Source organism: Flavobacterium enshiense, assembly GCF_022836875.1.
In the GTDB taxonomy this organism is placed as follows: Bacteria; Bacteroidota; Bacteroidia; order Flavobacteriales; family Flavobacteriaceae; genus Flavobacterium; species Flavobacterium enshiense_A.
Genome location: NZ_CP090376.1, coordinates 679098 through 704022, shown reverse-complemented (window position 1 = coordinate 704022; position 24925 = coordinate 679098). Strand labels below are relative to the sequence as shown.

Here is a 24925-nt window from a genome sequence, read left to right as displayed (position 1 = left end):
AAAAAAATATTTTTATAAATGAATTTTTCAAACGCTAACGTTTTTATCAGTGTAAAGGATTATTCTGTTTCCGGCGAAAATTTTAATTTGCTTTTGGACGAAGAATTACAACTTTTAAAAACCGATCCACAACCGTCATTGGAATTACTTCCGAAGTATTACGAAAGTGAGGATTACATTTCGCATACCGACAGCAAGCGATCGTTGTTTGAAAAAGCGTATCATTTTATAAAAAGAAAAGCTATTCGCGATAAGGTTAATTTAATTACTAAGTTGCAGCCTAAAAAGGGATCGCTTTTGGATATTGGCGCCGGAACCGGGGATTTTCTTCATGAAGCCATAAAACAAAATTGGAATTGTACAGGCATTGAACCAAGTGAAAAAGCTAAAGCGATTGCCATCAGTAAAGGGGTTTCCTTTGCTGTGGATTTGGCCTCGCTTGAAAATGAATCGTTCGATGTGATTACTATGTGGCATGTTTTAGAACATGTGCCCGATTTACAAAAACAAATAGCGGAATTAAAACGACTTCTGAAACCTACTGGGACTATTATAATTGCTGTACCTAATTACAAATCGTATGATGCACAGTATTACGGAAAATTTTGGGCTGCCTATGATGTACCCCGCCACCTTTGGCATTTTTCAAAAACTTCAATTGAAAAATTATTTGCTAAAGAAAATATGCAATTAAAGGAAGTGCTTCCGATGATTTTCGACAGTTTTTATGTAGCCCTTTTATCGGAAAAATACAAATGCGGAAAAATGAATTTTGTGAAGGGATTTTTCATCGGTTTGCAGTCTAATTTGAAAGCAAAACGTAATTTTGAGTATTCTTCGCATATTTATGTGATCGAAAACGAAAGAAAATCAAAATAAAGACCAATTTTAAACGAAATACTGTTTCAATATCCGAAATCCTTCCCTTTTTTTAAAAGTGTCTTAAAAGGCTTTATATGAATCCGTTTTTAATAGTGGTAATTTATAGCTGTTTTTAATGCCATAAATTTAATTTATACTATATTTTTTTGATAAAATTCCTCTTCAAGAACTTGAAATTTGCCATCTTTGGTACGTCAAATGGAATTATTACTTTTACACCGAAATTTAAACTGACTAATAAAAAATGAAAAGACTGATTTTACTAACGATTGCTTCTTTGGCAATGATCTCTTGTAACAAAGAAACTCCTTCAACTGAAAAAACGAAAACCGCTTATGTGGATATTTCAAAATTGTTGAAAGAAAATAAGGAAGCTAAAGACATAGAAGATAAATACAAAGTAAAATCGGAAGAAATGGGCCGCGAACTTCGCGGTGAAGCATCTCAATTTCAAAGTGAGGCTGCTTCATTCCGTCAAAATGCTCAGTTGAAAGGACCGGCATGGGCTCAGGCCAAAGGTGCTGAACTTCAAAAAAGAGAGCAGGAATTAGGCATGAAGCAAGAGTCGATGATCAGAATGCTGCAAGAGGAAAGCGGAAAAGAAAATGACAGCCTGGTAACCAGAATTAAAGATTATATTAAAGAATACGGAAAGAAAAACGGTTATGATTATATCTACGGAACGGGAGATATGTCAGCTACTGTTCTTTATGCAAAAGATGGTTATGATATTACAGCTATTCTTAGTAAAGAGTTGAATGACAATTACAAAGGTCCTCAAGCTGCTAAGAAAGAAGAAGAAAAAAAATAGTAACAAGCCTCCAATCGGAGGCTTTTTTATTTGTTAACGGACTGACTTTTTACTACTTTCACATTTTAAATTACACGCCATATGGAACAAGTATCTGCCGCGGCTTCTTATACGCTGCGATTTATCAATCAAACAAATAAATCGATTTTCCTGACGGGTAAGGCCGGAACCGGTAAAACGACACTCCTTCGCGAAATAATTGCGACGACCCACAAAAACACTGTCGTCGTGGCACCAACCGGAATTGCCGCATTGAATGCTGGTGGGGTTACCATCCACTCTATGTTTCAATTGCCTTTTGCTGCCTTTATTCCTGATAGTAAACCTCTACCCCATTTTTCGGAAACGATGAAATTTGAAACTCAAACTTCATTGTCGCGGCATTTCAATATGAGCGCGCAAAAACGTGCCGTCATCCGGAATATGGAGCTGCTTGTAATCGATGAAGTGAGTATGCTTCGGGCCGACACGCTTGATGCAATGGATTTTATGATGCGCAGAGTACGCCGCAACGAACGTCCGTTTGGTGGTGTTCAGGTATTGTGTATAGGAGATTTATTACAATTACCGCCCGTTGTTAAAAATGATGAATGGAATGTGTTGCAAAAATATTACCGTGGAATGTTCTTTTTCCATTCCCATGTAATTCAGCAATTTCCGCCTTTGTACATTGAGTTGGATAAGATTTTCCGTCAGACAGATGATGAATTCATTTCGGTTTTAAATAACTTGAGAAATAATACCATTACCCAAAAGGATATTCAGGTTTTAAACCAATTCGTGCAACCTGGTTTTGATGTCAAAGACAATAAAGGATATATTATTTTAACGACGCATAATGCTAAGGCAGATGGGATTAACAGCGAATCACTTGCGGCCTTATCTGGAAAACAGTACACATATAAACCCCTTATTGTGGATGATTTTCCTGAAAAAATTTATCCGGTGGATCCGAATCTGCAGCTGAAAGTAGGTGCGCAGATCATGTTCATCAAAAACGACCCTTCACACGAGAAACAGTTTTTCAACGGTAAAATGGGGGTTATCAAATCGCTTGCTGAAAATGAAATTCTCGTGCATTTCCCTGATGAGAATAAAACCATCGAAGTGGAACGCTATGAATGGGAGAACATTAGGTATAAAATTAATGAAAACACCAAGGAAGTTGAAGAGGAACTATTAGGAACTTTTACCCACTTCCCTATAAAACTGGCTTGGGCCATTACCGTTCATAAGAGTCAGGGATTGACTTTTGACAAGGCTGTATTGGATGTATCACAAGTTTTTGCCCCTGGGCAGGCCTATGTAGCTCTTTCGCGTTTACGTTCCTTAAAAGGGCTTATTTTGCTTTCTCCGCTACGGATGAATGGTATTTCCTCAGATGAGGATGTACTTCAGTATGCAGCTAACAAAGCTAACGAAGCAATTTTAGCTGAATCACTTACCTCTGAAACTTCGCAATATTTACGCAATACCTTGATTAACAGTTTCGATTTCAGACAATTGATACAGGAATGGCGTAATCACAGTTACAGTTACAAGCAGGAGGCTCCTAAATCGCCTAAATCCAAACACAAAAATTGGGCGCAATCGAATGTTGATAGTATGGAGCAGTTGGCAGACGCGTCGAGTAAATTTCAGAGTCAGTTGTATCAATTGTTTTCAGCTGACCCTGTTGATATTGCCTTTATCAGACAGCGTTGTGAAGCGGCTTATAATTATTTTTTTTCCCCTTTGGATACTGTGGTAGAAGCTGTTTTGCTGAAAATAGAAGAAATCAAACGTGTAAAAAAGGTAAAGGCATTCTATGATGAATTGTTGGTTTTAGAAGAACTTCAAATTAAAACCGTGCTGCAATTGAAGAAAGCACTGCAGTTGTTAAAAATCATTGTGGAAGGCAAAGAGATTTCAAAACAGAATTTAATTTCTCAAGACAGTAGTCAGTATAAAATCAATAAGTTAGTCATCGTCGCAGAACGATTCAGGGAGATGAGTGCCTCTTTGGTTGACGATGATGATACCTCATATTACAAACCGAAAGCCAAAAAAGAAAAACAGCCAAAGAAAGCGACCATCGAAGAAACCCTGGAATTATGGAAACAAAACCATTCGATCCATGAAATAGCCAAGTTGCGCAAACTCACAGCGGGTACTATTTTCAGTCATTTCACAAAGCTGATTCAGATGGAAGCGCTTCAACTTTCGGATATTTTACCGGATGATAAAATTGCTGCATTGCGCGAAGCGTTCTATGACTTTAAAGGGGAAAGCCTGGGCGAACTCAAAGATATTCACGGCGATAAATTCACCTGGGACGAACTGCGGTTGTATAAGGCGACTTTGAAATAGGCTTTATCCCAGCCAGGAAACCGCTAAAATTGCCAGAATGTAATAGATCGCTATGTTGCGTGCCCCATCATAATCCTTAGCCAGCCGCTGACCGAAAAGCATTAACAACAGTGTGATGCAGGACATTACGGCGCCATAATAACCAATGGTTGTAGCTCCGGTAGCTACTATCTGAATGATTCCCGTTGCACAGAAAGCACCTGCAATGACTTCAGTAATAAGAAGAAATCCCAAAGCGGCCGGAACTTGGTTTCGGATTAAAGTCGACTTAAAGTGTTCTTTCAGCCAGGCTACGTTTTCTTTCCATTCGGCTACTTTTTCATAACCGGAATGCAGGAACGTAAGCGTTAAAAAAGACAGAATAAGGATACCGAAAATTTCTGTGTGGGTCATGGGTTATTTTTTATGGATTAAACGGGTAAGTTTTATCGATAAATCGGTTAAAATGATTTTAGCATTTCCGTTGCGTTCGATGTGATAAATGGCATCCGAAAGTTCGGCAAAAATCTCGTTGATGTTATTGCCGTTCACGAAAGGTGCAAAATTTTCCAATTTGAATGTATCCACGGCAGGCTCAATATACACCAGCGAAGGAGATTGATAATTCAACAACAATGCCTGACGGAACATTTCCACGCAAAAATGGAGGAACTGTTTTTGAGCTTCACGGCCTATACCAGCGATTTCCTCACTCCAGCTGGTCAGATCCAAAATGGCAGATGCATTTCCTTTGGCACGGAAGGCGGCACGCACCCATTGTACGAACCATTCTTCAAACGGAAATTCGCTATCGTCTTTGTGCAGCAGATGAAGTGCTCTGTTATAATTTCCTTGTGATTGGTGGGCAATTCGCAAAGCGAGTTTTTCTTCGATTTTTTCACGTGAAACCAAGGCTTCGGCAATAACTTTTTCGGGTAGTCCCTTAAAATCCAATACCTGACAGCGCGATAAAATGGTCTGCATGATATCGTCTTGATTTTCAGTAACCAAAAGGAAAACTGTTTTTTGAGGCGGTTCCTCCAGTAGTTTTAAAAGCTTGTTGGAAGTGGCGGTATTCATTTTGTCAGCCATCCAGATAATCATCACTTTGTAACCACCCTCGTAGGATTTTAGTGAAAGCGATTTCATGATTTCCTGGGCCTCGTCCACCCCTATTTGCCCCTGTTTATTCTGAATTCCCAGTGATTTCAGCCAATCGAATAAACTTCCGTACGGGTTTTCGGTTACGAATTCCCGCCACTGTTTCATGAAATTAGCACTTACCGGATGGCTTTTAATTTGATCGTTTGTCGCGACCGGAAAAACAAAATGCAGATCGGGATGCGAAAAATGTTCAAATTTCAGATTGCAGGCTTCGTTTCCGTTGGTGTTTTCTCCGGAAGTATTTGAACATAAAATATTGCGGGCATAGGCAATAGCCATCGGTAAAGTCCCCGATCCTTCCGGTCCCACAAACAATTGGGCGTGGGGAATACGGCCTGAATCGGCACTTTTTGTCAAATGGCTCTTGATATGCTGTTGGCCTAGAATTTCTTGAAATAACATGTAGCAAAGATAACAGAAAGTTTAGTCAGGGCAAGGGAAAATGGCGTGGTAAAAACCCGATTTTGTAACGTTTTTTTATTGCAAGAATCAACAATGGACGGTGGATTTATGTGTCAGGATCAGATTTTCCTTTTTTTGTGCAATTTGTTTAAAATTGTTAATTCATCTGAAAAATTGTGAATTCGTCTAAAAAAGCCTGCGCAAAAGAGCTAAAAAAAGAAAATTCGTATATTTGCTGATTATAGACTAAATAATTAATAAAAATATACAGAATGAAGACTCTTGCCGATTTTAATTTTGAAGGAAAAAAAGCCATAATCCGTGTCGATTTTAACGTTCCGTTGGATGAGAATTTTAACGTAACCGATGCGAACCGTATTGAAGCTGCTAAGCCTACTATCGATAAAATTTTAAAAGACGGCGGAAGTGTGGTCCTGATGTCGCATTTGGGAAGACCAAAAGGCGTTGAAGCAAAGTATTCATTGAAGCACATTGTGGCTAAAACATCAGAAGTATTGGGTGTTGCGGTGAAATTTGTTTCTGATTGTATCGGAGAAGTGGCTGAAAAAGCTGTGGCTGATTTACAAGCAGGAGAAGTGCTGTTGTTGGAAAACCTTCGTTTCTATGCAGACGAAGAAAAAGGCGATCTGGCTTTTGCGGAAAAATTAGCGAAACTGGGTGACATCTATGTGAATGATGCTTTCGGTACAGCACACAGAGCGCACGCTTCGACGACTATTATTGCACAGTTTTTCCCGGAAAATAAATGTTTTGGAACTTTATTGGCGAAAGAAATCGAGAGTTTGAATAAGGTATTGAACAATTCCGTAAAGCCTGTAACTGCAGTACTTGGAGGTTCAAAAGTATCTTCTAAAATTACGGTTATTGAAAACGTTCTGGATAAAATCGACCATATGATTATCGGGGGTGGAATGACATTCACGTTTATCAAAGCCCTGGGAGGAAACATTGGAAATTCAATTTGTGAAGACGATAAAATGGCCTTGGCGCTGGAAATCCTCGAAAAAGCCAAAGCTAAAAATGTTCAGATTCACTTGCCTGTGGATGTAGTGGCTGCCGATGCGTTTTCGAATGAGGCCAATACGCAGGTTGTTGATGTTAACAATATTCCGGACGGATGGCAAGGATTGGACGTAGGTCCGAAATCGTTAGAAGCTTTGGAAGACGTAATCAAAAATTCAAAAACCATTCTTTGGAACGGACCATTAGGTGTTTTTGAATTGGAAAAATTTGCAGGCGGTACCATCACGTTGGGTAATTTCATCTCTGAAGCGACTCAAAATGGAGCTTTTTCTCTTGTGGGAGGAGGTGATTCGGTTGCTGCGGTAAAACAATTTGGGTTAGAGCCAAAGATGAGCTATGTATCCACTGGTGGCGGGGCAATGCTGGAGATGTTAGAAGGAAAAACATTACCAGGAATTGCGGCGATAGAAAATTAATTTACGAGTTTTAACAATATTTTTTGAATTTATCAGTTATTAGATATTATGTTTGCATCGCGTCTAAATGATTGAATAATAGTTGATTATAAAAAAAAGTATGAAGATGACAAAGGTATTTTCACTAATTTTCGGAATCTGTTCTCTGGCTGTAATGGCTCAGGAGACAGCGGAACAAGAGGTTGCTATTACTTCTGCTCCAAAACTTTCGTATCTTGATTCCATCAAAGCTACGTTCGCTCATCATGAGGCTGGAAAGCACATCGACGAAATGTGGTTGAAAGAATTGAATAATCAGGAACTTTTTGATGAAATGCAGGCAGCAGTTACTCAAGGAACCGCTGACGAAGCCGTTTCGTATAATTTGTCGACTGATCTTCTAAAAGAACGTTTGAAAAAATTAGATGAAAAATCGCCTTTTCGTGTAGAGTATAATCCAACGATAGAAAACGTAATCAAATCGTTTTTGAAAAACCGTCCTAGAGCTTTCGAGCGTCTGATGGCGCTTTCGGAATATTACTTCCCGATGTTCGAGGCGAGTTTGTCAAAATACGATCTTCCTTTGGAAATCAAATATTTAGCTATTGTTGAATCGGCTTTAAACCCGTTAGCAAAATCCAGAGTGGGTGCCAGCGGTTTATGGCAGTTCATGTACGAGACCGGAAAACAATATAACCTTGAGGTGAACTCCTATGTGGATGAGCGTTATGATCCGTTAAAAGCAACGGAGGCTGCTTGTCAGTATTTCACCAACATGTATAGAATCTTCGGTGACTGGGATTTGGTTTTAGCGTCGTATAACACCGGACCTGGGAATATTGCCAAAGCGATTCGTCGTTCTGGCGGGCAAACGAATTACTGGAACATCAGAAAGCACATGCATCCGGAAACGCAAGGGTATTTACCTGCTTTCTATGCTACCATGTATGTGTATGAGTACAGAAAAGAGCACGGAATTGTTCCTAAAAGAGCATCGGTGACTTATTTCGAAACGGATACCGTAATGGTTAAGAAGCAAATGACCTTCAAGCAGATCGCTGATTTGTTGGACATGCCGGAAGAGCAGTTGCGATTTTTGAATCCGATTTATAAAAGAAATGTAGTGCCATTCGTATCCGATAAAGCACATTTCATTCGTTTGCCGAAAGATAAGTTAGCGATATTTACATCGAACGAAGATAAGGTATACGCTTACGTCGATTACGAAGAAAGCAAAAGAGAAAAACAGCAATTCAAAGTGAAAAAACCGAGAACTATTGTTTCGGATTCTATTCAGACAGCGGTTGCTTCTAATGACAACAACGCTTCTGAGTCTGAAGATGAAGAAGTGGCGATGAAATCGGTTAAAAAGACCAAAATTAAATATTATACGGTAAAACGTGGAGATAATCTTTCTGAAATAGCAGAGAAGAACAACGTTACCATGTCAGAAATGAAAAAGTGGAATAAACTAAAAAGCTCTACTGTTAATACCGGTCAAAAATTGAAGATACAGTATGAGACTTCGGTTTTAGTCGCTGATAAAACTGCTTCAAAGAAAAAAACAGATACGCTTAAAGTGGCCGATCCGGTGGTTAAAACGTCAGAACCTGCTACTGCGGTTGTCGCAAACGAAAAAGTTTATACTGTACAACAAGGTGATAATCTTACCAAAATTGCTGCTAAAAACAACGTAACGGCAACTCAGTTGAAAGAATGGAACAACCTTAGCGATGAAGGAATCAGAGCAGGTCAGGAACTAAAAATTCAAGCTTCTGATGATGCAGTGGCTTCAGTGGAAAAAACGGAAGCTAAAGTGAACAAGAAGTCGGTTAAGCAGAAGAAACTTGAAGAGGAGCGCCTATATGTGGTACAGAAGGGAGATTCATTACTTAGAATTTCAAAAAAAATGGGTACTACCGTAGCAGAGATCAAAAAACTCAATAACATTAAGGGTGATGGCGATGACATCAGACCTGGAATGAAACTCAAAATCAACGGATAATTTAGTAAATTCGCTTTTCAAAACAATACTGTGAGAAAAGCGAATTTTTTTTTCGGCCTGTTTTTAGTTCTTTTCCTGTCCGCTTGTGAGAAAACAGCAAAGCAGGGAGAATTGATTTTGCCCCCATCTACCGGGAATATAAATTCGGTTTCTGTCATTATCGATGACGTCTTATGGAATGGCGAAATCGGTGACGAACTAAGAAAAAAACTTGCTGCACCTGTAGATGGCCTTCAGGAAGAGGAACCGCTTTTTACGCTCAATCAGTATTCACCAAAAATTTTCGGTGGTAACGTAAAACTTGCCCGTAATATTGTCATAATTACCAAATCGCCTGAACCCGAATTCAAGCATGTGATGGATAAATATGCCGTGCCTCAAAACATTTTTTATATCAGCGGGCACAATTTGAGCGAAATTATTGAAACCATCGAATTGCACGCACCGGCTTTAACCAGCAGCATTAGTTATTCAGAAATCATCGAATATCAGAAGGTTAACGGTAAAACTTTGTTTGATGATAAGAAAATCAAGCAGAAATTCAATATCACCCTGCAGATCCCGAACAGCTTTTCGTATGCACTTATGAAGAATAAGTTCGTATGGCTTAAGAAGGACATTCCATCGGGCAATTCCAGTCTGCTTATTTATCAGGTACCATTTTCTTCTTTCAAAAAAGGCGATGCGGTTCATAACACCATTCGCCTCCGGGATTCCATCGGGAGGAAATACATCCATGGTTTGATGGACGAATCAAGCATGCAAACGGAAGAGAGTTACTACCCCTATGTTTCGAAAACTAAAATCGATGGAATGACTGCTTTTGAAACACGTGGAACCTGGGAACTGCAAAATAACTTCATGAATGGTCCTTTTTTGAATTATGTGATCAAAGACGTGAAAAACCATCGCTATATCATTGTGGAAGGTTTCGTTTACAACCCTTCAAGCACAAAAAGAGACCAGATTTTTGAATTAGAATCGATCATTAAATCCACTCAGTTTTTAAATTCGAAACGAAAATGAAGCCAGAATTCGAAATAAAGCCTTTTAAGGCACTTTCTACAGCAGAGATATATCAAATACTGCAATTGCGCTCAGAAGTGTTTGTAGTGGAACAGAATTGCGTTTACCAGGACATTGACGGTAAAGACGACAAAGCGTTGCACCTTCTTGGGATGTATAACGGGGTTTTGGTAGCCTATGCACGCCTGTTTGCGCCGGGAGATTATTTTGAAAATGCTTCCATAGGACGAGTGATCGTAAAATCTGATTTTCGCGACAAGAAATGGGGACATGATCTTATGAAGGAAGCCATTGTAGGAATTTCGGAGCACTTTGGAGAATCTAAAATCACGATTTCGGCACAGTTATACCTGAAAAAATTCTACGAAAGCCACGATTTTGTTGCAACCAGCGAAGTGTATCTGGAAGACGATATCCCGCATATAGAAATGAAAAGGGGTTAATCGATACTTGTGATACAGATTTCCACGCGTTTGTTGTTGCGCTCTTTCTCCCCTTCCAAAGGATAATCACGGCCAAAACCTTTGTACGACATGCGCTCTTCCGGTATTCCGTTGGCTTTTAGATAAGCGAAAATAGCTTTGGCCCTAGCCTCGGAGAGATTGTTTATCCCAGTGTCTTCATCCACCGCATCACGAAAATATTCGGTATCGATACAGCAAACATGACCCTGGATCTGAAATTTAAAGTTCGGATTGTTTTTGAGTTCGTTCAAAAGTTTGTCAAGCTGTTTTTCTGATTTTCTCAATAAAACAGCGCGGCCGCCTTCGAAATACAAATCTTTTAATTTGATGATATCCCCTACTTTCAAGGGTTTTTCTTCAAACGTTTTCAAACGGAGCTGTCGGTTTTCCACTTGAATTTTTGACGGCAGGGAATCTTTCGGCTTACTTAAATCGATGAAATCATTATGAAAATATTCCAGATAGATGTCTACCCTGCGGTTTAACTGTCGTGTGGCATCCAATTCGTCATCACTGAGCTGAAGTTCGGTAATCCGTAAATCGATCTTTCCCTTCCCTTCCACGTTTTTTTGTTTGGAAGCTATTTCCTGAAGGATGTCGGAAACCGTTTTTGCGCGGCGTTGCGACAATCCCCTATTGTATTCGATACTTCCCCTATCATCGCAAAAACCTTCCAGACCAATGGAAAGGATTACGATATCTCCCAAACTTTTTACGTAGTCGTTAAGCCTTTTATTTTCCTCATCGGTTAATTTAGATTTGTCAAAGTCAAAATAAACGGAGTATTTATCGGTTTTCACTTGAGTTAATTCCTGTGAATAACCCAAGGTAAGACTGAATAAAAAAAGGAAAGTAAAAAGCTTCTTCATACGCCTAAGCTGTTAGATTTTCGTAATAACAAATTCTACTCGTCTGTCCTGATCCGGACCATTTCCTAAAGGCATTGTGTTTCCATAGCCTTTGTAGGTCATCCTGCTTTTGTCGATTCTCTTATAAACAAGGTATTTGTAAACGGCTTGCGCCCGGTTTATGGAAAGCATTCTTTTACGGGTATCTTTATCGATAGCTTCCTTTTGAAACGTCGGAGTACAACAGATGTGCCCTTGAATTTCAAATTGTATGTTTTTGTACTTGTGGAGGATGCGTGCTATACGGTCCAGTTCCAGTTTGGATTTTGACGTAAGTTTACTGCTTCCGTTGTCGAAAAAAATCTTTTCAAGATAGATACGGTCGCCCACGATCATGTCTTTTTTGATGTCCTTATAGACACCGGGCATTGGCTTGGGCGGGACCGGTTTGAAGTTCATCACCACATCGACACGTCTGTTTTTCTGACGTACTTCAGGAAGGTTGTCGACTATGTCGTCATCGATTAAGATGCGTCCTTTCCCTTCTATTGTGATGATAATCTTGTTTTTGATTCCTTTTTCAATCAGCTTGTTTTTTATCGTATTCGCCCTGTTGTTGGAAAGCTTGTAATTGTAAGCGTCTTTTCCTCTGTCGTCACAATAACCGTAAATCTGAACGCTTTCTATTCTTGATGTGTCAATTGCTTTTACGAAAGTGACTACTTCATCAGCCTGTTTTTCATCAAGATTGTGTTTGTCGAACTCAAAATATACGGAATGCACCACTTCTTCCTGCGCATAGGCAAGTGGCGTAAGTAACAACAAAAAGAAAGCTAATTTCTTCATCTTATTAGTGATGGGTACGGTCTTTAATTCGCTGTAAATTAATATCTGCCGGAGGACTAATCAAAATCGGGTATTGTTCTACTTTTACCGAACTGCTGTCCAATCCAAACGCTTCTTCTTCCGATAAACTGACTTTTTTCAATAAAAAGTAAAGATCTAAAATTATTCGCTGATACCAAGGGAAATCGTTATCATAGGATATGAATTTCTCAATCAATACAAATTTAAAATCACCAATTACGTTGTTTCGTTGCAGCGATTCGTATCGGCTGGTGATATCCACTTCCCCATTTTTCACCATGTCCTGGACTACTTTTTTGAAAAGCAGGTTAATTCTCGGTGCTACACGGAAACCTAAATAGAAATCCACACGGATAATGTCGTCTTTAACCATTTCGCGTACGCGGTATTCCATCTCATATGGTTCATCGGTAACATTCACGTGAACAAACCAGTAAATATCGGCACGTTTTGGTCTTTTCTGTAAAATCGAATATACAATTTTTGATTCAATTTCATTGCTCATTTCCGCATTAGTTAAATAAACTAAATGCGTAGCATATTTTGGTATGGAAAGATCGTTACTCAGTTCGGAAATTACATTTTTGAAAGTGTCTACTTTGACAAATTCCGTATATTCTTTTCTGATTTTCTTCGCTGTGAACCATATAATCATTACAATTGCCAATATACCGGCTATAAATACAGAAACGTAACCGCCGTGAGGGAATTTGCTGATATTGGCAGCAAAGAAGGAAAGCTCAATCGATAAATACATCAGCAGTACCGTAACGATGAAAATTGGGTTGTAACGTTTTAAAACCATGAAAAAACCTAACAGAATGGTTGTCATGATCATACAAAGTACGATAGCTAAACCATAAGCCGCCTCCATATTTCCGGATTCCTCGAAATGAACCACGATGAAAACACAGCCAATGAATAGCAACCAGTTGATGGATGGAATGTACAACTGTCCCTTTAATTCTGTCGGATATTTAATACGGGCTTTTGGCCATAAATTCAATCGCATTGCCTCTGAAATCAGTGTAAAAGAACCACTGATCAATGCCTGTGAAGCAATAACGGCCGCCGAAGTTGCAATCGCAATCCCGAAGGGCAAAAACCAGTCCGGCATCACAAGGTAGAAAGGGTTCCCCGGGTTGCTGGGACTACCGCTCAATTGAGTCAAGGTTTTACCGTGGTTTGCAATCAGGTATGCTCCCTGGCCGAAATAGTTGATTACCAACATGGTTTTTACGAAAATCCAACTTACACGGATATTTTTGATTCCGCAGTGACCTAAATCACTATATAAAGCCTCTGCTCCTGTGGTACAAAGGAATACGTACCCCAAAACATAAAAACCTTCGTGGTGTATTTGCAGTAAATGTATCGCATAATACGGATTTAAGGCTTTAAGGACCGCGATGTTTCCAAAAAGATGGATGGATCCCAAAACGCCTAACATTCCAAACCAAAGCAACATCATCGGACCGAAAAATTTACCAACAAACTTACTTCCAAATCTTTGGATGAAGAAAAGGACGAACAGGATGGCAATTACGATAGGAATGGTGTTCAGTTCGTGATTATAGGTTCGCAAACCTTCAATGGCCGAGGATACCGAAATGGGCGGCGTAATGATTCCATCTGCTAGAAGGGCGCTTCCTCCAATAATGGCAGGAACAAGCAGCCATCTTTTCTTTAGCTTTTTAACCAAAGTGTACAGCGAGAAAATTCCGCCTTCCCCTTTGTTATCTGCCCGAAGTGTTAAGATTACGTATTTGAATGTGGTTTGTAAAGTCAGTGTCCAGAAAATACAGGAAATAGCACCTAGTATGACGTCTTGGTCAATTGCCTGCTTGCCTATAATGGCTTTCATTACGTAAAGCGGAGATGTACCAATATCTCCGTAAATAATCCCTAAGGTTACAATTAAACCGCCTAATGTTAGTTTATTCAGGTGGTTGCTACTGTGTGAACTCACTTTTAAAAAATTTAAATTAGCGCAAAATTATCATAAAATATCACAGCAAGACTAAAAAGGCTGTGAAATTTAGTTTTTAAGAATTTTATTATACTCTGCGCTGTTGTTAAGAATAGAAACGGCCTTTGAAATTTCCGTATTGCTTTTGGTGTAATATTGATACAAACCTTCCCTGTACTGGTAGCGTTTTATGATTTCATCCAACAACAAATCTTTTATTTCGGTTTTGTTCTTTTCAAGTTCTTTTTCCTCGCTTCGCTGTAATGCAAGTTGCAATTGCTGGTATTCTGTCGCTATAGATTCGTCGATTTTCTCTTTTTTAGCAGTAGCCAATGTGTTTTTCAAAGCAATTTCCGTTTCGGTATCCAACTGGAAGTTATCCTTTTTGAGAAAAGTTTTGAAAGCTGTAAAATCGGCATCGGTCAGCGTTGGGACCGTATTGCCCAGATTTGGGTTTTTATAGTAATACTCGGTTGCAAAATTAAAGATGCCGTCGTTTTTCAGCAAGGCAGCTGCAACGGTACTTTGTTTAGCTTCCGGTAATTCCACATCGGGCTGAATACCTCCGCCGTCGTAAACGGTTCGTCCTTTACGGGTTTTAAACGCGTTGTAGTTTTTGGATTCGGTGCGGATGGCTTTGCCGTCTTTGTCTTTATGGGTGTAATCTAAAGCCTGAATGCATCGTCCGGAAGGCGTGTAATATCTGGAAATGGTGACTTTTACCTGGGTGCCGTAAGTAAGATCCAGTGGGCGTTGTACCAATCCTTTTCCGAAACTGCGCGCCCCTACAATAACAGCTCTGTCAAGATCCTGCAGGGCACCGGCCACAATTTCGGAAGCCGAGGCGCTTTTTCCGTCCATCAAAACCACCAGCGGAATCTCTAAATCTACCGGAGCTCTTTGCGTTTTGTAGGTATTGTTGTGTTTTTCATTTTTCGATTTTGTGGTTACAATCACTTCATTTTGCGGTACGAACAGGTTACAGATGTTTACAGCTTCATGCAATAAACCGCCTGGATTGCCGCGTAAATCGAGGATTATTTTGCTGGCGCCCTCCCCTTTCAGTTTGGATAAGGCTTCTTTTACTTCAAAGGAAGCTTTGGTATTGAATTGCGATAACACAATATAACCGGTGGTCTTATCGGAAAGCAACGAATAAAACGGAACGGCCTTCACCTCCACTTCATCGAGTACAATCTGCGTGGTCATCATTTTGCCCTGTCGTTTGTATTTGATGTCGACCTTTGTGTTTTTTGCCCCGCGTAAAAGGGTTCCGGCATCTTCTTTGAAATCCACCAGATTCACATCGCCTATCTGTACAATTTCGTCACCGGCTTTGAGTCCAGCTTTGTCGGCAGGAAAGTTTTTGTAAGGTTCCACCACGATTAACCGGCCTTCTTTTCGGTTTATCATGGCACCGATTCCGGTGTATTCGCCGGTAGAATTGATTTTGAAACGGGCCACATCCTGCTCGTTGAAATAGTTGGTGTACGGATCCAGATCGGCCAGCATGTTTTTGATGGCTTTGTCCATTAATTCGCCTGGATTCACTTCGTCAACGTAATTCTGATTTACGGTTTTGAAAAGTGTGGTAAAAATTTCGATTTGTTTTGCGATTTCAAAAAAATCCTGTTTGAAACTCGCGCCCACAAACAAAAATCCGCCCGCCAAAACAGGAAGGACGTATTTTCTCTTTAGCAATGCTACCATTTTTAAGTCGTTTTTCATAGGAGTTGCCCTCGAATCAGAAGGAACCTAACTACGAAAATAAGGATAAAAGGGCAAACGCGTAACATTCAGGGTAAGAAAGTTGTAATGTTGTTGCTACCTTTCTAGTGTATTGTGCTTTTTTGTATCGACGAGATGTGTTTCGAAGCGTTTATTTGCAATCGAAAGGTTGTATTTTGCTTCTTTAATGCAACAGTGTTTGCTAAAACCAAATGAAGAAGAGCGGTGTTTGCTTTGTACGGAAATTATATGTCTTTAGTTTTAGTTGCCTCGATAAACTTCTCAAACAACTGTACGGTTTTTTTGTTGATTTCCTGATAGGAGAGGCGTTCTTTGCTCTGGTAGAAAAACATAAAAGCATAGGGTTGTTGCATGTTATCCAGAAGCAATGACTTGTTTAAGCGATAGGTTTCGCGCAATACCCTTTTGAAATAGTTGCGGTCAACGGCTTTTTTGAAGTATTTTTTGGAAACGGAAACCCCCATTTTCAGCTGGGTATCATTTTCCAAGGGAATTGGCACAAATACTAAGCGCAAAGGATACTTCGACACCGATTTACCTTCAGAAAATAGTAAATCGATAGTGGTTTTGCTTTTCAGCTTTTCGAGCTTTGGGTATGTGTTTTTCATTTCAGGACAAAGATACAAACTTCAGCATGAAAGCCGGACTAAGGTTTATTTTTTTCTCTTGTCGGGAGGTTGTGTTCAGTTACCGATATTATTCGTCAAAAGTCAGAACGGCATCCGTTTTTTTGTAAATTTACGATGCATTTCTATTTTTACTTTGCGGTGTACCCAATTCTGCTTCATAGTCTTTTAGAATTACTTTTTCCTTAATGTTAGGTTATCGACAGATGCTTTGTATTGTTTTTTCTGCTTAGGATTTTGTCGATACGTAAAATACGATAGTTTATTTTAATACAAAACATTATGAAGACAGCACAGCAATCAATTCAACAAACCGGGATCTGGATCGATGCTTCCAGAGCGATTTTGGTTACCCTTCAAGACGGCAAACAACAGATAACCGAAGTGGGTTCTGTTATGGAAAATCAGATTTATCACGATCATGGAGGGAATAAGGGCGCTTTTATGGGAAGACAGCATGTGAATGATGAGCATAAATTTGAACACCGCAAAAAACATCAGCTTCACGGTTTTTTGGAAAACGTGGTTAATCATGCCAAAGACGCCGACGAACTTTACGTGTTTGGCCCGGCCGAAACAAAAAATGAGCTGAGAAAACTTATCCATGAAAACAGAATGCACTCACCGATGAGACTGAAAGCGATAGAGTCTGCTGATAAAATGAGTCTCAATAAGATAGTCGCAAAAGTGAAGAAGTTTTATCTGCATTAATAGGCAGGTTTCATTTACAGCAAACGCAACTTTTGGGTTGCGTTTTGTTTTTTTGTTAGATTGTATGGTTTGCGGCAACGATTTAAGTAAAAAATGAACGGTTTATGAAGAACAGTCGCTTCTTTATTCTGGTTTTTCTGTTACATTTTTGCGCTGTTTACAGTCAGTTGCAAAAAGACCGGTTCGTATTTGGTTTTGCTTGCGGAACAGGGGAAGAGCTTAAAAACAAAGATTATACCTATACCAACAGCTTTTACAAAATCCATCTTGGATATGTGGTGGGAAAAATTAAACATGTTAGTTTTGAAGCCGTCCTTCAGCCCGAGATTAACTTTGGAACTCACCAACTTTTGAATAAATATTTTGTAAAACCGGATGAGCCAGATTATGAAGCATTGCGCGGAAAGTATACCAAACTTAAAGACGTTAACAGTTATATTTTGAATATAGGTGTCATAGTGCGGGCACCGGTTTGCGAAGGCGTAAGTGTTTATGCTTTGGGTAGTATCGGTCCGATGATTACCGATACTGAAACGGAGCATTTGTCGGACGGGTTTGCTTTTTCAGATGTGATTGCCCTTGGTGTTTCCTTAAAAATGACTAATAAAATATATTTTGATCTTCGACCGAGTTTACGCCATATTTCCAATGCGGGATTTCAGGGAATAAATTCCGGTATTAATACCATGAATATGGAATTTCAGGTTTCGTTTGTGCTATAGATGCTTTTTCTCTAGTAGTTGTCCTTTGTCAATTTTTGTTTTTCATTCATTTTGGATTCCAACAAACGAGTGTTGATCTTGATGGATTTTAAGGCTATTGGCATTCCACAAGAAATGATAACTGGAATGGCCTATTAATTATTTCGTAAATTTAGTTATAGATCAAGTCTAAAAAGTACTGAATGAAAGGAAAGTATTTGCTTCTGTTGGTCTTTGCTTTATGCTATCCCAAGGCATTGATCTCGCAGGTTAAAGAAGAAGATGAAAAAAAAATTGGTGCATCCTTGGCGACCAATCCATTAGCCTATGTAACCAAATTGCAGTTTCAGCCAAATTTCACTTTTCTGGATAATGGAGGAAAGCAGTTTGCCTTTTTTAGCCGAATTGTTCAGCCTTCAAAATCATTGGGTTTACCCTTTATCAAATCCAAAAATCCGGATAAATTCTACACGATTTACCGACTGGAGGCACCCATTATAAGCCAGACAGTAACAGATCACGGAAGCAAGTTCAACGCTACAGGAACCGGAGATTTTATTTTGCTGGATGCCGTTGCACTCAAAAGTAAATGGGGGATAGCGGGTGTTGGCGGAGGTGTGCTTATTCCTTTGGGGTCGCCAAATGTTCTGGGTTTTGGCAAGTGGTGCGCCGGTCCTACAGGAATATTATTTTATAATAAAATACAGAAAGTCCAGTTAAGTTTGCTTGTGCAGCAATTTTTTTCTTTTGCTGGTGACTCTGACAGACCGGATCAAAACTTCATGTATTTTCAGCCACAGGTTACCAAACTGTTCCGAAACGGTTATTTTATTCAATCCTTTCCCATTATGAAATTTGACTGGGAAAATGATAAGTGTACCATTCCTGTGAATTTATTGTTTGGAAAAGCTTTTGCCAAAGACAGGTCTATGTTTATAGGGCCTCAGTATGTTGTGAATGGACCGGCCGGAATAAAAGACAGTTGGACTATTATGCTTAATATCAACACAATGTTTAAATAAATAAACTAATCACATCTATACAATTTTGAATTAATTCTTAAAAGAACAGATATCCGGCATAGCAATAATAAGCACAAGGAAGATGTAAATATGGTTGCTTTAATCAGAAGATTTTAAGAATCCGAAATTAGTTTGTTTGCGGAGCAGTTGACTTTTACAAGTAAAATTATGAATACAAAGGTGTTTTTTCTCGGCCCTATGGTCTCCATTGTTTTTTCTTGCCACACCGTACGAAAAGATAAGACTTCAAAGCATACGGATTGTATCAGTCATGTTATTGCGGCTGATGATTCTCTCGGAAAAATAAGGAACACGGAATGTGAAACCCTTCCACTGAGTCAGACTATAGTAAATTATACGCATGGAATGCAGAAAATCAATATGCGTAACTGTCCTAAAGCGTTCATCAAAGTCTTTCAGGATCATGTTAATGCCTGGAATGCGATTCGGGTCGTTACAGATCGCTATCCCGAGAAAAGAGGGGAGATGCACGTATTGTTCAAAGAACTTGAACAGAGTAAGGATTCAGTGGAATTTAAAAAATTGCAGGGAAATATTTGGGCTACTTGGACGGAAGTAGAAAGGGCTACAAAAAAATAAAGCTGCCTTTTCAGACAGCTTTTGTTGTTATTTGTTGTAAACATTATTCACTTTATCGAAATCGGCCATCAGTCCGCTCGGATCAATCACAATCGATTTTATGTTTGCTTTTTCTTTATTGATTGTAAATTCAAAAGTAGGGTAGGCCCAGTCCCAACCTTCCGTAACAGTTCGTTTTAACGAAGTTTGGTTTGGTTTGTTCCAACGCATTAACGTCTGTGGGATGTAGAAGCTTTCCTGAGTACCGTCCTGATAAGTTACCACAATATCTAAAGGCATTGGCATTCTTCCCAAACGCTCCAGTGTCACTTTAGTGTTCTTTTTGTTTTCTTCCACCGATTTGATGCCGTAATCGATCGTATTGGTGGTTTTGGTCCATTCCATCAGATACCAGTCTAAATTGGCCCCTGAAACCTTTTCCGCAACGTGTTTGATATCGTTGGGAGTAGGGTGGGTCATTTTATAGTCGGAATAATATCTCTTGATGGTTTTCATCAGATTTTCTTTTCCGATAAGGTATTCCAACTGGGATAAGAAAACATTCCCTTTGCTGTACGCTTGGATACTATACGGACGGTTTTCGTCGTAACGGTCAGCGTGTGTGGTCTGAGGCTGTTCTTTACCTGATTTTACAAGGGAATAATAGCCTTTGTATGAATCTTCGTGTGGGTTATCGATCTTTTTATCGGCGATTTCATTTAAACCGTAGTTTTCCAGCCAAGTGGTGAAACCTTCGTCCATCCAGCTGTTTTTAGCCTCGTTGGAAGCCAAAACGTGCTGGAACCACGAATGGGCCATTTCGTGCGCTGTAACGCCAACCAATCCCTCAAAAGTACCTTCTCCAAGGATAAGTGTACACATCGCATATTCCATTCCACCATCTCCACCCTGAATAACCGAATATTGGTCATACGGATATTTGCCCACTGTAGCGTTGTAGATTTCCATCAGTTTGACAGTAGCCGGTTGTAATTTTTTCCAGTTATCGATGATTTTCGGATTGTTTTTGTACAGGAAATGAATAGTGGCGCCACCCGGAACCTGAGCGATGTCGTGCAGGTAGTTCTTATCGGAAGCCCATGTGAAATCATGCACTTTCGGTGCAATAAAATGCCAGGTTAATTTTTTCTGTTTTTTCGGAAGCGTCACAACTACGCCATTATCCTGATAGCCGTGTCCGATTTCATTTTTGTTTTGAAGATATCCCGTACCGGCCAAAACATAGTCTTTGTCGATGGTGATTTTTACGTCAAAATTCCCCCAAACACCGTGAAATTCCCTTCCGATGTAAGGGTCTGCCTGCCATCCTTCGAAATCGTATTCCGCCATTTTCGGATACCATTGTGACATCGAAAGTTCCACACCTTCTTTGTTATTGCGTCCTGAACGACGTATCTGTACCGGCACTTGTCCGTTAAAGTCCAGGGTAAAAGTGGTTGAGGCATGTGGTAATAATGGTTTCGCCAAATCCACTTCCATAATGGTTCCGACTACTTTATTGTTCGCCGTCATACCATCCTGTTTCAGGTTGGCAATTTTCAGAAATCCTATTTCGTTAGGTTTTAAAGCGGCAATGCGGCTTTCTTTGATTTCTTTATCGCCCACTTTTACTTTGTTTACCATACGACCGTCAGGATCTTTGATGCTTTTGAGACGGGCATCCATGGCGCTGTTCGGCTGAAACGCATTGTTGAATAAATGATAATACACACGACGTAGGGTGTCTGGCGAATTATTGGTATAAACCAAGGTTTGTTTTCCTTTGTATTGGTAGGTTTTCATATCCATGGAAACCTCCATTTTGTAATCGGCATGTTGTTGCCAGTACCCCGGATTCGGGTTGTTCTGTGCGAATACTGCACCGGTAATGAACAGCGACAGTAAAAGGTATTTTTTCATTTTTGATCAAATAAAAAGGAAGGGAAAAATCCCTTCCGATTATACAATTTTCAAATATAATTATTTTTTTGCCATCTTGGATGCCATTAACAGTGCGTTATAAGCATTTACTATTTTTCCTGATTTGGAAACTTCGCTAAAAGGTTTGACGTCTCTTCCTTCTCCTACGTTAACTTTATTAGTTAAAGGTGTTCCTGAGTCCATGATAATCTGTTTTACCTGAGCTGCAGTCAGACTCGGATAATAGGATCGGATCAAGGCTGCAACTCCGGCAACATTTGGTGATGCCATTGAAGTTCCCTGTAGGTATTGGTAAGTATTGCTTGGCGTAGTCGCATAGATTTTATCTCCGGGAGCGAAGATATCCACGCTTGTTTTTCCGTAGTTGGAGAAAACAGCCACCATTTCCGTACCGTAAGTTGGTGCCGTTGCTCCGATAATCAATACGTTATTGGAAATTTCAGGTTGGTTGTTATACGAATCGGTCGGGTATTTGTTCATCGTATCCAAATCATAAGATTCATTTCCGGCAGCAAAAATTACCAAAACGTCTTTTGAAGCCGCATATTTAATGGCATCGTGCACCCATTCCGGATGTGTTGAATAGTATTTCCCGAAACTTCCGTTGATTATTTTAGCTCCATTGTCTACCGCATAACGGATACCCAAAGCGATATCTTTATCATACTCGTCACCATCCGGAACGGCACGAACGGCCATGATTTGCACATTGTTGCTTGCTACCCCGTCACCGCCTTTATTGTTGGCACGGGTTTGTGCAATAATTCCCGCCACGTGTGTACCGTGTTTTGCACCTTTTTTCTCAGGACCGATTACGTTATTGTTACCGTATTTTTTGTTATTAAGGTCTTCCGGATTGTCTCCTACCGCTTTTCTTCCGTCAAACTGAAGGTTCAAATGGTAATTTACCTGTCCGTAAACATGATCTTTGTATTCCTCGATTTCTTTATCAAATTGTTCTTTGGAACCACCGGTTTGTGCCAAAATCTGCATCATCATGTCTTTGTATTGCAGTAAAGTTTGATCAGTGGTTTCGATCTTTTTAACATCGTCCAAAGTGTAATCTTTCTTTTTCAGATGATCGGCAATGGCTTTATCTCCGGCCATGATGAAATCCACCTGCATTTTGCCCTGCATGGCTTCCTTCATTTCTTTTTCAAGCTCGGCTTTTGCTTTGCGGTATGTCGCTGAACCATCATCTCCTTTTTTTACGATACGTACATATTCCATGTTTTCATGTTCGGCATCACCAAGGAAGTTCCAGCCGTGGATGTCGTCGATGTAACCGTTGTTGTCATCGTCTTTTCCGTTTCCGGCTATTTCTTTTGGATTGATCCAGATAGAAGGTTTTAAGTCTTCGTGATCAATGTCGACGCCGGAATCAACAACTCCGACAATAACTTTAGTTCCTTTTTTACCTTTAAGCAATTCAGCGTAAGCTTTATCCACGCTCATTCCCGGAATAGTGTCTTTGCCTAAATCCAAATGACTCCAGCGTTTTAAATCGTTTTCGGCAATTTTGCCTGTTTTCATCGGCATTTTATCAATGTTCTCAACCGGAGTGGAAACCATTTTTTGCGTTCCGCAACTCGCCAGGGCTAAAGCCAGTCCTGCGCACAGGTAATAAGATCTAAGTATATTCATAATTATTCTTGGTTTTTGAGATATGTCTGAAGTATTCGAAATTGTTACAAAATCGAAAAAGAATAACAATTTTTTGTATTAAGCAGCAATTTAAGATTTTTTTTGAAACCGAACCGAATGTAGTAAGGTAAAAAAAAGAGCTACTCTTAGATGAAAAGGTAGCTCACTGCTGTGATTACTATGGTAATCAGGAATAAAATAACCTTAATCATAACAGTTCGTTTTTGATTGATGATTCTTTTGTTTTTTGACTGATGTTATTGTTTGCAATTTGCAATTATCTTTCTTAATACCGCATCGGCTGTTTCCAGTTCTTTCTGGTTGATTCCGTTCAGCGCTATGCTGCGGTTTTGCAATACTACTTCGTGAACGTTTTTTATGACTTCTTCGCCCGCTTTGGTAACATGAAGCATAAATTTTCTTCTGTCTTCCGGATTGGTTTCTTTTTCCAGATATCCGGCTTTTATCAGTAATTCAATGATTCGCGTAACCGAGGCATTGTCCTTGAAAACCAACTCACTCAATTCGTGCTGGGTGATGGTTGGGTTTTCCAGTATGCATTTGATTACAAGCCACTGATCGATGGTTATTTTAAAACCATGTTCGCGCAGTTTTTTCTGGGCAAACATCCGATACAGTCTGATGCTGTGATCAATGTTGTAAAAGATGATATTGACTAACTTCTCCACTTATGATTTCTTTACCCAAAGTTAAGAAGGATTTTTAAGTAATTGATATGTCAACTAAATTTTAATATAAAATTAACGCCTTCTGTTGATCGGAAGGCGTTTAATCGTTTATCCGAGTATGTCTTCACAGGTAAAAACCTCTTTAAGGCGTACCCCTTTTTCGGTTTGTTCCACAGTGATGATTTGGTTGTGGGCGTCGTGTTCCAGAAACAGATAGTAATTCTTTTCTGCTGCCGTGTTTAAAAATTTTGCTTTTTCAGGAAGCGTTAACAACGGTCGGGTATCATAACCCATTACATACGGTAAGGGAAGGTGACCGGCTGTTGGAAGCAAATCCGCCATGAAAACGATGGTTTTGTCCTGGTATTGAATATGCGGGATCATCATTTTTTCCGTATGCCCGTCTACGTACAAAATCCCGAGATCCAATTCTTTTGAAATCCCGAAATCGGCTTGAGGGCGTTCAATAAATTTGAGCTGGCCGCTTTCCTGCATCGGCAGAATGTTTTCCGCCAAAAAAGACGCTTTTTCTCTCGGATTCGGTGTTGTGGCCCAATCCCAATGGTTATCGTTGGACCAGAAAGTGGCATTTTTGAAAGCAGGCCGGTAACCGGTGCGTTCTTTGTTCCATTCTACGCTGCCACCGCAATGGTCGAAATGCAGGTGCGTCATAAACACATCAGTGATATCATCGCGGTGAAATCCGTATTTGGCCAGGGACTTGTCAATAGTATCGTCACCCCAAAGCGAATAATAGCCGAAAAACTTTTCGGATTGTTTGTCGCCCATGCCTGTGTCAATTAAAATCAGGCGTTTGCCATCCTCAACTAAAAGACAACGTGCAGCTATATCGATAAGGTTATTTTCGTCGGCCGGATTGGTCTTATTCCATAGGGTCTTCGGTACCACTCCAAACATGGCACCGCCATCTAATTTAAAATTTCCGGCTTCTATCGGGTAAAGTTTCATGGTTTTCTGCTTAAAAATTGCGTCTGCAAATTAGTAAATCTTCAGAGAATCCGCAATCTAAATCCCTTTATAAGAAATGACTATGCGTG

General features: G+C 39.7%; 22 protein-coding genes. 11 read left to right on the top strand and 11 right to left on the bottom strand.

Going from position 1 to position 24925, the window contains the following annotated elements:
• Positions 1-18 precede the first annotated feature (18 nt).
• The 3 genes from LZF87_RS03145 (at position 19) to LZF87_RS03135 (ending at position 4042) form a co-directional block, all read left to right on the top strand.
• Positions 19-879, top strand: a complete 861-nt coding sequence (locus LZF87_RS03145; protein WP_244341737.1) for a class I SAM-dependent methyltransferase — start codon at positions 19-21, stop codon at positions 877-879.
• Between the two features lie 247 nt (positions 880-1126).
• Positions 1127-1693: an OmpH family outer membrane protein gene (locus tag LZF87_RS03140; protein ID WP_244341735.1), complete on the top strand. Its 567-nt coding sequence runs from the start codon at positions 1127-1129 to the stop codon at positions 1691-1693.
• A gap of 81 nt (positions 1694-1774) precedes the next feature.
• On the top strand, positions 1775-4042 hold the full coding sequence (locus LZF87_RS03135; protein ID WP_244341731.1) for a helix-turn-helix domain-containing protein: 2268 nt from the start codon (positions 1775-1777) through the stop codon (positions 4040-4042).
• A gap of 3 nt (positions 4043-4045) precedes the next feature.
• Here the strand turns inward: LZF87_RS03135 and LZF87_RS03130 are convergent, their stop codons facing one another.
• Both LZF87_RS03130 and LZF87_RS03125 read right to left on the bottom strand, forming a co-directional pair.
• Positions 4046-4435, bottom strand: coding sequence for a DoxX family protein (locus tag LZF87_RS03130; protein ID WP_244341708.1), 390 nt, complete (start codon positions 4433-4435; stop codon positions 4046-4048).
• A gap of 3 nt (positions 4436-4438) precedes the next feature.
• Positions 4439-5587 (bottom strand): ATP-binding protein, encoded by a 1149-nt coding sequence (locus tag LZF87_RS03125; RefSeq protein ID WP_244341694.1) that lies wholly within the window; start codon positions 5585-5587, stop codon positions 4439-4441.
• A 272-nt stretch (positions 5588-5859) separates the two neighbouring features.
• Here LZF87_RS03125 and LZF87_RS03120 point away from each other — a divergent pair, with 272 nt between their 5' ends.
• From LZF87_RS03120 to LZF87_RS03105, 4 genes are all read left to right on the top strand, one after another.
• A complete protein-coding gene (locus LZF87_RS03120) occupies positions 5860-7047 on the top strand; it encodes a phosphoglycerate kinase (protein WP_244341692.1) in 1188 nt (395 codons plus the stop codon).
• A gap of 106 nt (positions 7048-7153) precedes the next feature.
• On the top strand, positions 7154-9031 hold the full coding sequence (locus tag LZF87_RS03115; RefSeq protein WP_244341690.1) for a LysM peptidoglycan-binding domain-containing protein: 1878 nt from the start codon (positions 7154-7156) through the stop codon (positions 9029-9031).
• Positions 9032-9061: 30 nt separating this feature from the next.
• On the top strand, positions 9062-10057 hold the full coding sequence (locus tag LZF87_RS03110) for a DUF4837 family protein (protein ID WP_244341688.1): 996 nt from the start codon (positions 9062-9064) through the stop codon (positions 10055-10057).
• Positions 10054-10500 (top strand): GNAT family N-acetyltransferase, encoded by a 447-nt coding sequence (locus LZF87_RS03105; protein WP_244341686.1) that lies wholly within the window; start codon positions 10054-10056, stop codon positions 10498-10500. Before LZF87_RS03110 ends, LZF87_RS03105 begins: the two co-directional genes overlap by 4 nt.
• Here the strand turns inward: LZF87_RS03105 and LZF87_RS03100 are convergent.
• The 5 genes from LZF87_RS03100 to rnpA all read right to left on the bottom strand — a co-directional run bounded on the left by LZF87_RS03100 (position 10497) and on the right by rnpA (position 16562).
• Positions 10497-11390 (bottom strand): OmpA family protein, encoded by an 894-nt coding sequence (locus tag LZF87_RS03100; RefSeq protein WP_244341681.1) that lies wholly within the window; start codon positions 11388-11390, stop codon positions 10497-10499. The genes LZF87_RS03105 and LZF87_RS03100 overlap by 4 nt on opposite strands.
• Positions 11391-11402: 12 nt before the next feature.
• Positions 11403-12215, bottom strand: a complete 813-nt coding sequence (locus LZF87_RS03095) for an OmpA family protein (RefSeq protein WP_244341671.1) — start codon at positions 12213-12215, stop codon at positions 11403-11405.
• 4 nt (positions 12216-12219) lie between these two features.
• Positions 12220-14205 carry a KUP/HAK/KT family potassium transporter gene (locus LZF87_RS03090; protein ID WP_244341667.1) on the bottom strand — a complete coding sequence of 662 codons (1986 nt, stop codon included), beginning with the start codon at positions 14203-14205 and terminating at the stop codon, positions 12220-12222.
• A 69-nt stretch (positions 14206-14274) separates the two neighbouring features.
• Positions 14275-15915, bottom strand: a complete 1641-nt coding sequence (locus tag LZF87_RS03085; protein ID WP_413614302.1) for a S41 family peptidase — start codon at positions 15913-15915, stop codon at positions 14275-14277.
• 263 nt (positions 15916-16178) lie between these two features.
• Positions 16179-16562 carry a ribonuclease P protein component gene (gene rnpA / locus LZF87_RS03080; RefSeq protein WP_244341665.1) on the bottom strand — a complete coding sequence of 128 codons (384 nt, stop codon included), beginning with the start codon at positions 16560-16562 and terminating at the stop codon, positions 16179-16181.
• Positions 16563-16862: 300 nt separating this feature from the next.
• Here rnpA and LZF87_RS03075 point away from each other — a divergent pair, with 300 nt between their 5' ends.
• The 4 genes from LZF87_RS03075 to LZF87_RS03060 all read left to right on the top strand — a co-directional run bounded on the left by LZF87_RS03075 (position 16863) and on the right by LZF87_RS03060 (position 19614).
• Positions 16863-17291 (top strand): hypothetical protein, encoded by a 429-nt coding sequence (locus LZF87_RS03075; RefSeq protein WP_244341664.1) that lies wholly within the window; start codon positions 16863-16865, stop codon positions 17289-17291.
• A gap of 104 nt (positions 17292-17395) precedes the next feature.
• A complete protein-coding gene (locus LZF87_RS03070) occupies positions 17396-18013 on the top strand; it encodes an acyloxyacyl hydrolase (RefSeq protein ID WP_244341663.1) in 618 nt (205 codons plus the stop codon).
• 182 nt (positions 18014-18195) lie between these two features.
• Complete coding sequence (locus tag LZF87_RS03065; RefSeq protein WP_244341662.1) at positions 18196-19014, top strand: hypothetical protein; 819 nt, start codon at positions 18196-18198, stop codon at positions 19012-19014.
• Positions 19015-19182: 168 nt separating this feature from the next.
• Positions 19183-19614 (top strand): hypothetical protein, encoded by a 432-nt coding sequence (locus tag LZF87_RS03060; protein WP_244341661.1) that lies wholly within the window; start codon positions 19183-19185, stop codon positions 19612-19614.
• Positions 19615-19641: 27 nt separating this feature from the next.
• Here LZF87_RS03060 and LZF87_RS03055 read toward each other — a convergent pair whose 3' ends face one another.
• The 4 genes from LZF87_RS03055 to LZF87_RS03040 form a co-directional block, all read right to left on the bottom strand.
• On the bottom strand, positions 19642-21513 hold the full coding sequence (locus LZF87_RS03055) for a M1 family metallopeptidase (RefSeq protein ID WP_244341660.1): 1872 nt from the start codon (positions 21511-21513) through the stop codon (positions 19642-19644).
• Between the two features lie 60 nt (positions 21514-21573).
• Positions 21574-23178: a S8 family peptidase gene (locus LZF87_RS03050; protein ID WP_244341659.1), complete on the bottom strand. Its 1605-nt coding sequence runs from the start codon at positions 23176-23178 to the stop codon at positions 21574-21576.
• A gap of 257 nt (positions 23179-23435) precedes the next feature.
• Positions 23436-23867 (bottom strand): MarR family winged helix-turn-helix transcriptional regulator, encoded by a 432-nt coding sequence (locus tag LZF87_RS03045; RefSeq protein ID WP_244341658.1) that lies wholly within the window; start codon positions 23865-23867, stop codon positions 23436-23438.
• A 108-nt stretch (positions 23868-23975) separates the two neighbouring features.
• Positions 23976-24836 (bottom strand): MBL fold metallo-hydrolase, encoded by an 861-nt coding sequence (locus LZF87_RS03040; RefSeq protein ID WP_244341657.1) that lies wholly within the window; start codon positions 24834-24836, stop codon positions 23976-23978.
• Between the last annotated feature and the right edge of the window lie 89 nt (positions 24837-24925).

Coding starts and splice junctions, on each gene's coding strand:
- LZF87_RS03140 (WP_244341735.1), top strand. CDS start 1,127: ATGAAAAGACTGATTTTACTAACGATTGCTTCTTTGGCAATGATCTCT.
- LZF87_RS03085 (WP_413614302.1), bottom strand. CDS start 15,915: ATGGTAGCATTGCTAAAGAGAAAATACGTCCTTCCTGTTTTGGCGGGC.
- LZF87_RS03070 (WP_244341663.1), top strand. CDS start 17,396: ATGAAGAACAGTCGCTTCTTTATTCTGGTTTTTCTGTTACATTTTTGC.
- LZF87_RS03100 (WP_244341681.1), bottom strand. CDS start 11,390: ATGAAGAAGCTTTTTACTTTCCTTTTTTTATTCAGTCTTACCTTGGGT.
- LZF87_RS03040 (WP_244341657.1), bottom strand. CDS start 24,836: ATGAAACTTTACCCGATAGAAGCCGGAAATTTTAAATTAGATGGCGGT.
- LZF87_RS03050 (WP_244341659.1), bottom strand. CDS start 23,178: ATGAATATACTTAGATCTTATTACCTGTGCGCAGGACTGGCTTTAGCC.
- LZF87_RS03105 (WP_244341686.1), top strand. CDS start 10,054: ATGAAGCCAGAATTCGAAATAAAGCCTTTTAAGGCACTTTCTACAGCA.
- rnpA (WP_244341665.1), bottom strand. CDS start 16,562: ATGAAAAACACATACCCAAAGCTCGAAAAGCTGAAAAGCAAAACCACT.
- LZF87_RS03130 (WP_244341708.1), bottom strand. CDS start 4,435: ATGACCCACACAGAAATTTTCGGTATCCTTATTCTGTCTTTTTTAACG.
- LZF87_RS03115 (WP_244341690.1), top strand. CDS start 7,154: ATGACAAAGGTATTTTCACTAATTTTCGGAATCTGTTCTCTGGCTGTA.
- LZF87_RS03055 (WP_244341660.1), bottom strand. CDS start 21,513: ATGAAAAAATACCTTTTACTGTCGCTGTTCATTACCGGTGCAGTATTC.
- LZF87_RS03095 (WP_244341671.1), bottom strand. CDS start 12,215: ATGAAGAAATTAGCTTTCTTTTTGTTGTTACTTACGCCACTTGCCTAT.
- LZF87_RS03060 (WP_244341661.1), top strand. CDS start 19,183: ATGAATACAAAGGTGTTTTTTCTCGGCCCTATGGTCTCCATTGTTTTT.
- LZF87_RS03145 (WP_244341737.1), top strand. CDS start 19: ATGAATTTTTCAAACGCTAACGTTTTTATCAGTGTAAAGGATTATTCT.
- LZF87_RS03135 (WP_244341731.1), top strand. CDS start 1,775: ATGGAACAAGTATCTGCCGCGGCTTCTTATACGCTGCGATTTATCAAT.
- LZF87_RS03120 (WP_244341692.1), top strand. CDS start 5,860: ATGAAGACTCTTGCCGATTTTAATTTTGAAGGAAAAAAAGCCATAATC.
- LZF87_RS03065 (WP_244341662.1), top strand. CDS start 18,196: ATGAAAGGAAAGTATTTGCTTCTGTTGGTCTTTGCTTTATGCTATCCC.
- LZF87_RS03075 (WP_244341664.1), top strand. CDS start 16,863: ATGAAGACAGCACAGCAATCAATTCAACAAACCGGGATCTGGATCGAT.
- LZF87_RS03125 (WP_244341694.1), bottom strand. CDS start 5,587: ATGTTATTTCAAGAAATTCTAGGCCAACAGCATATCAAGAGCCATTTG.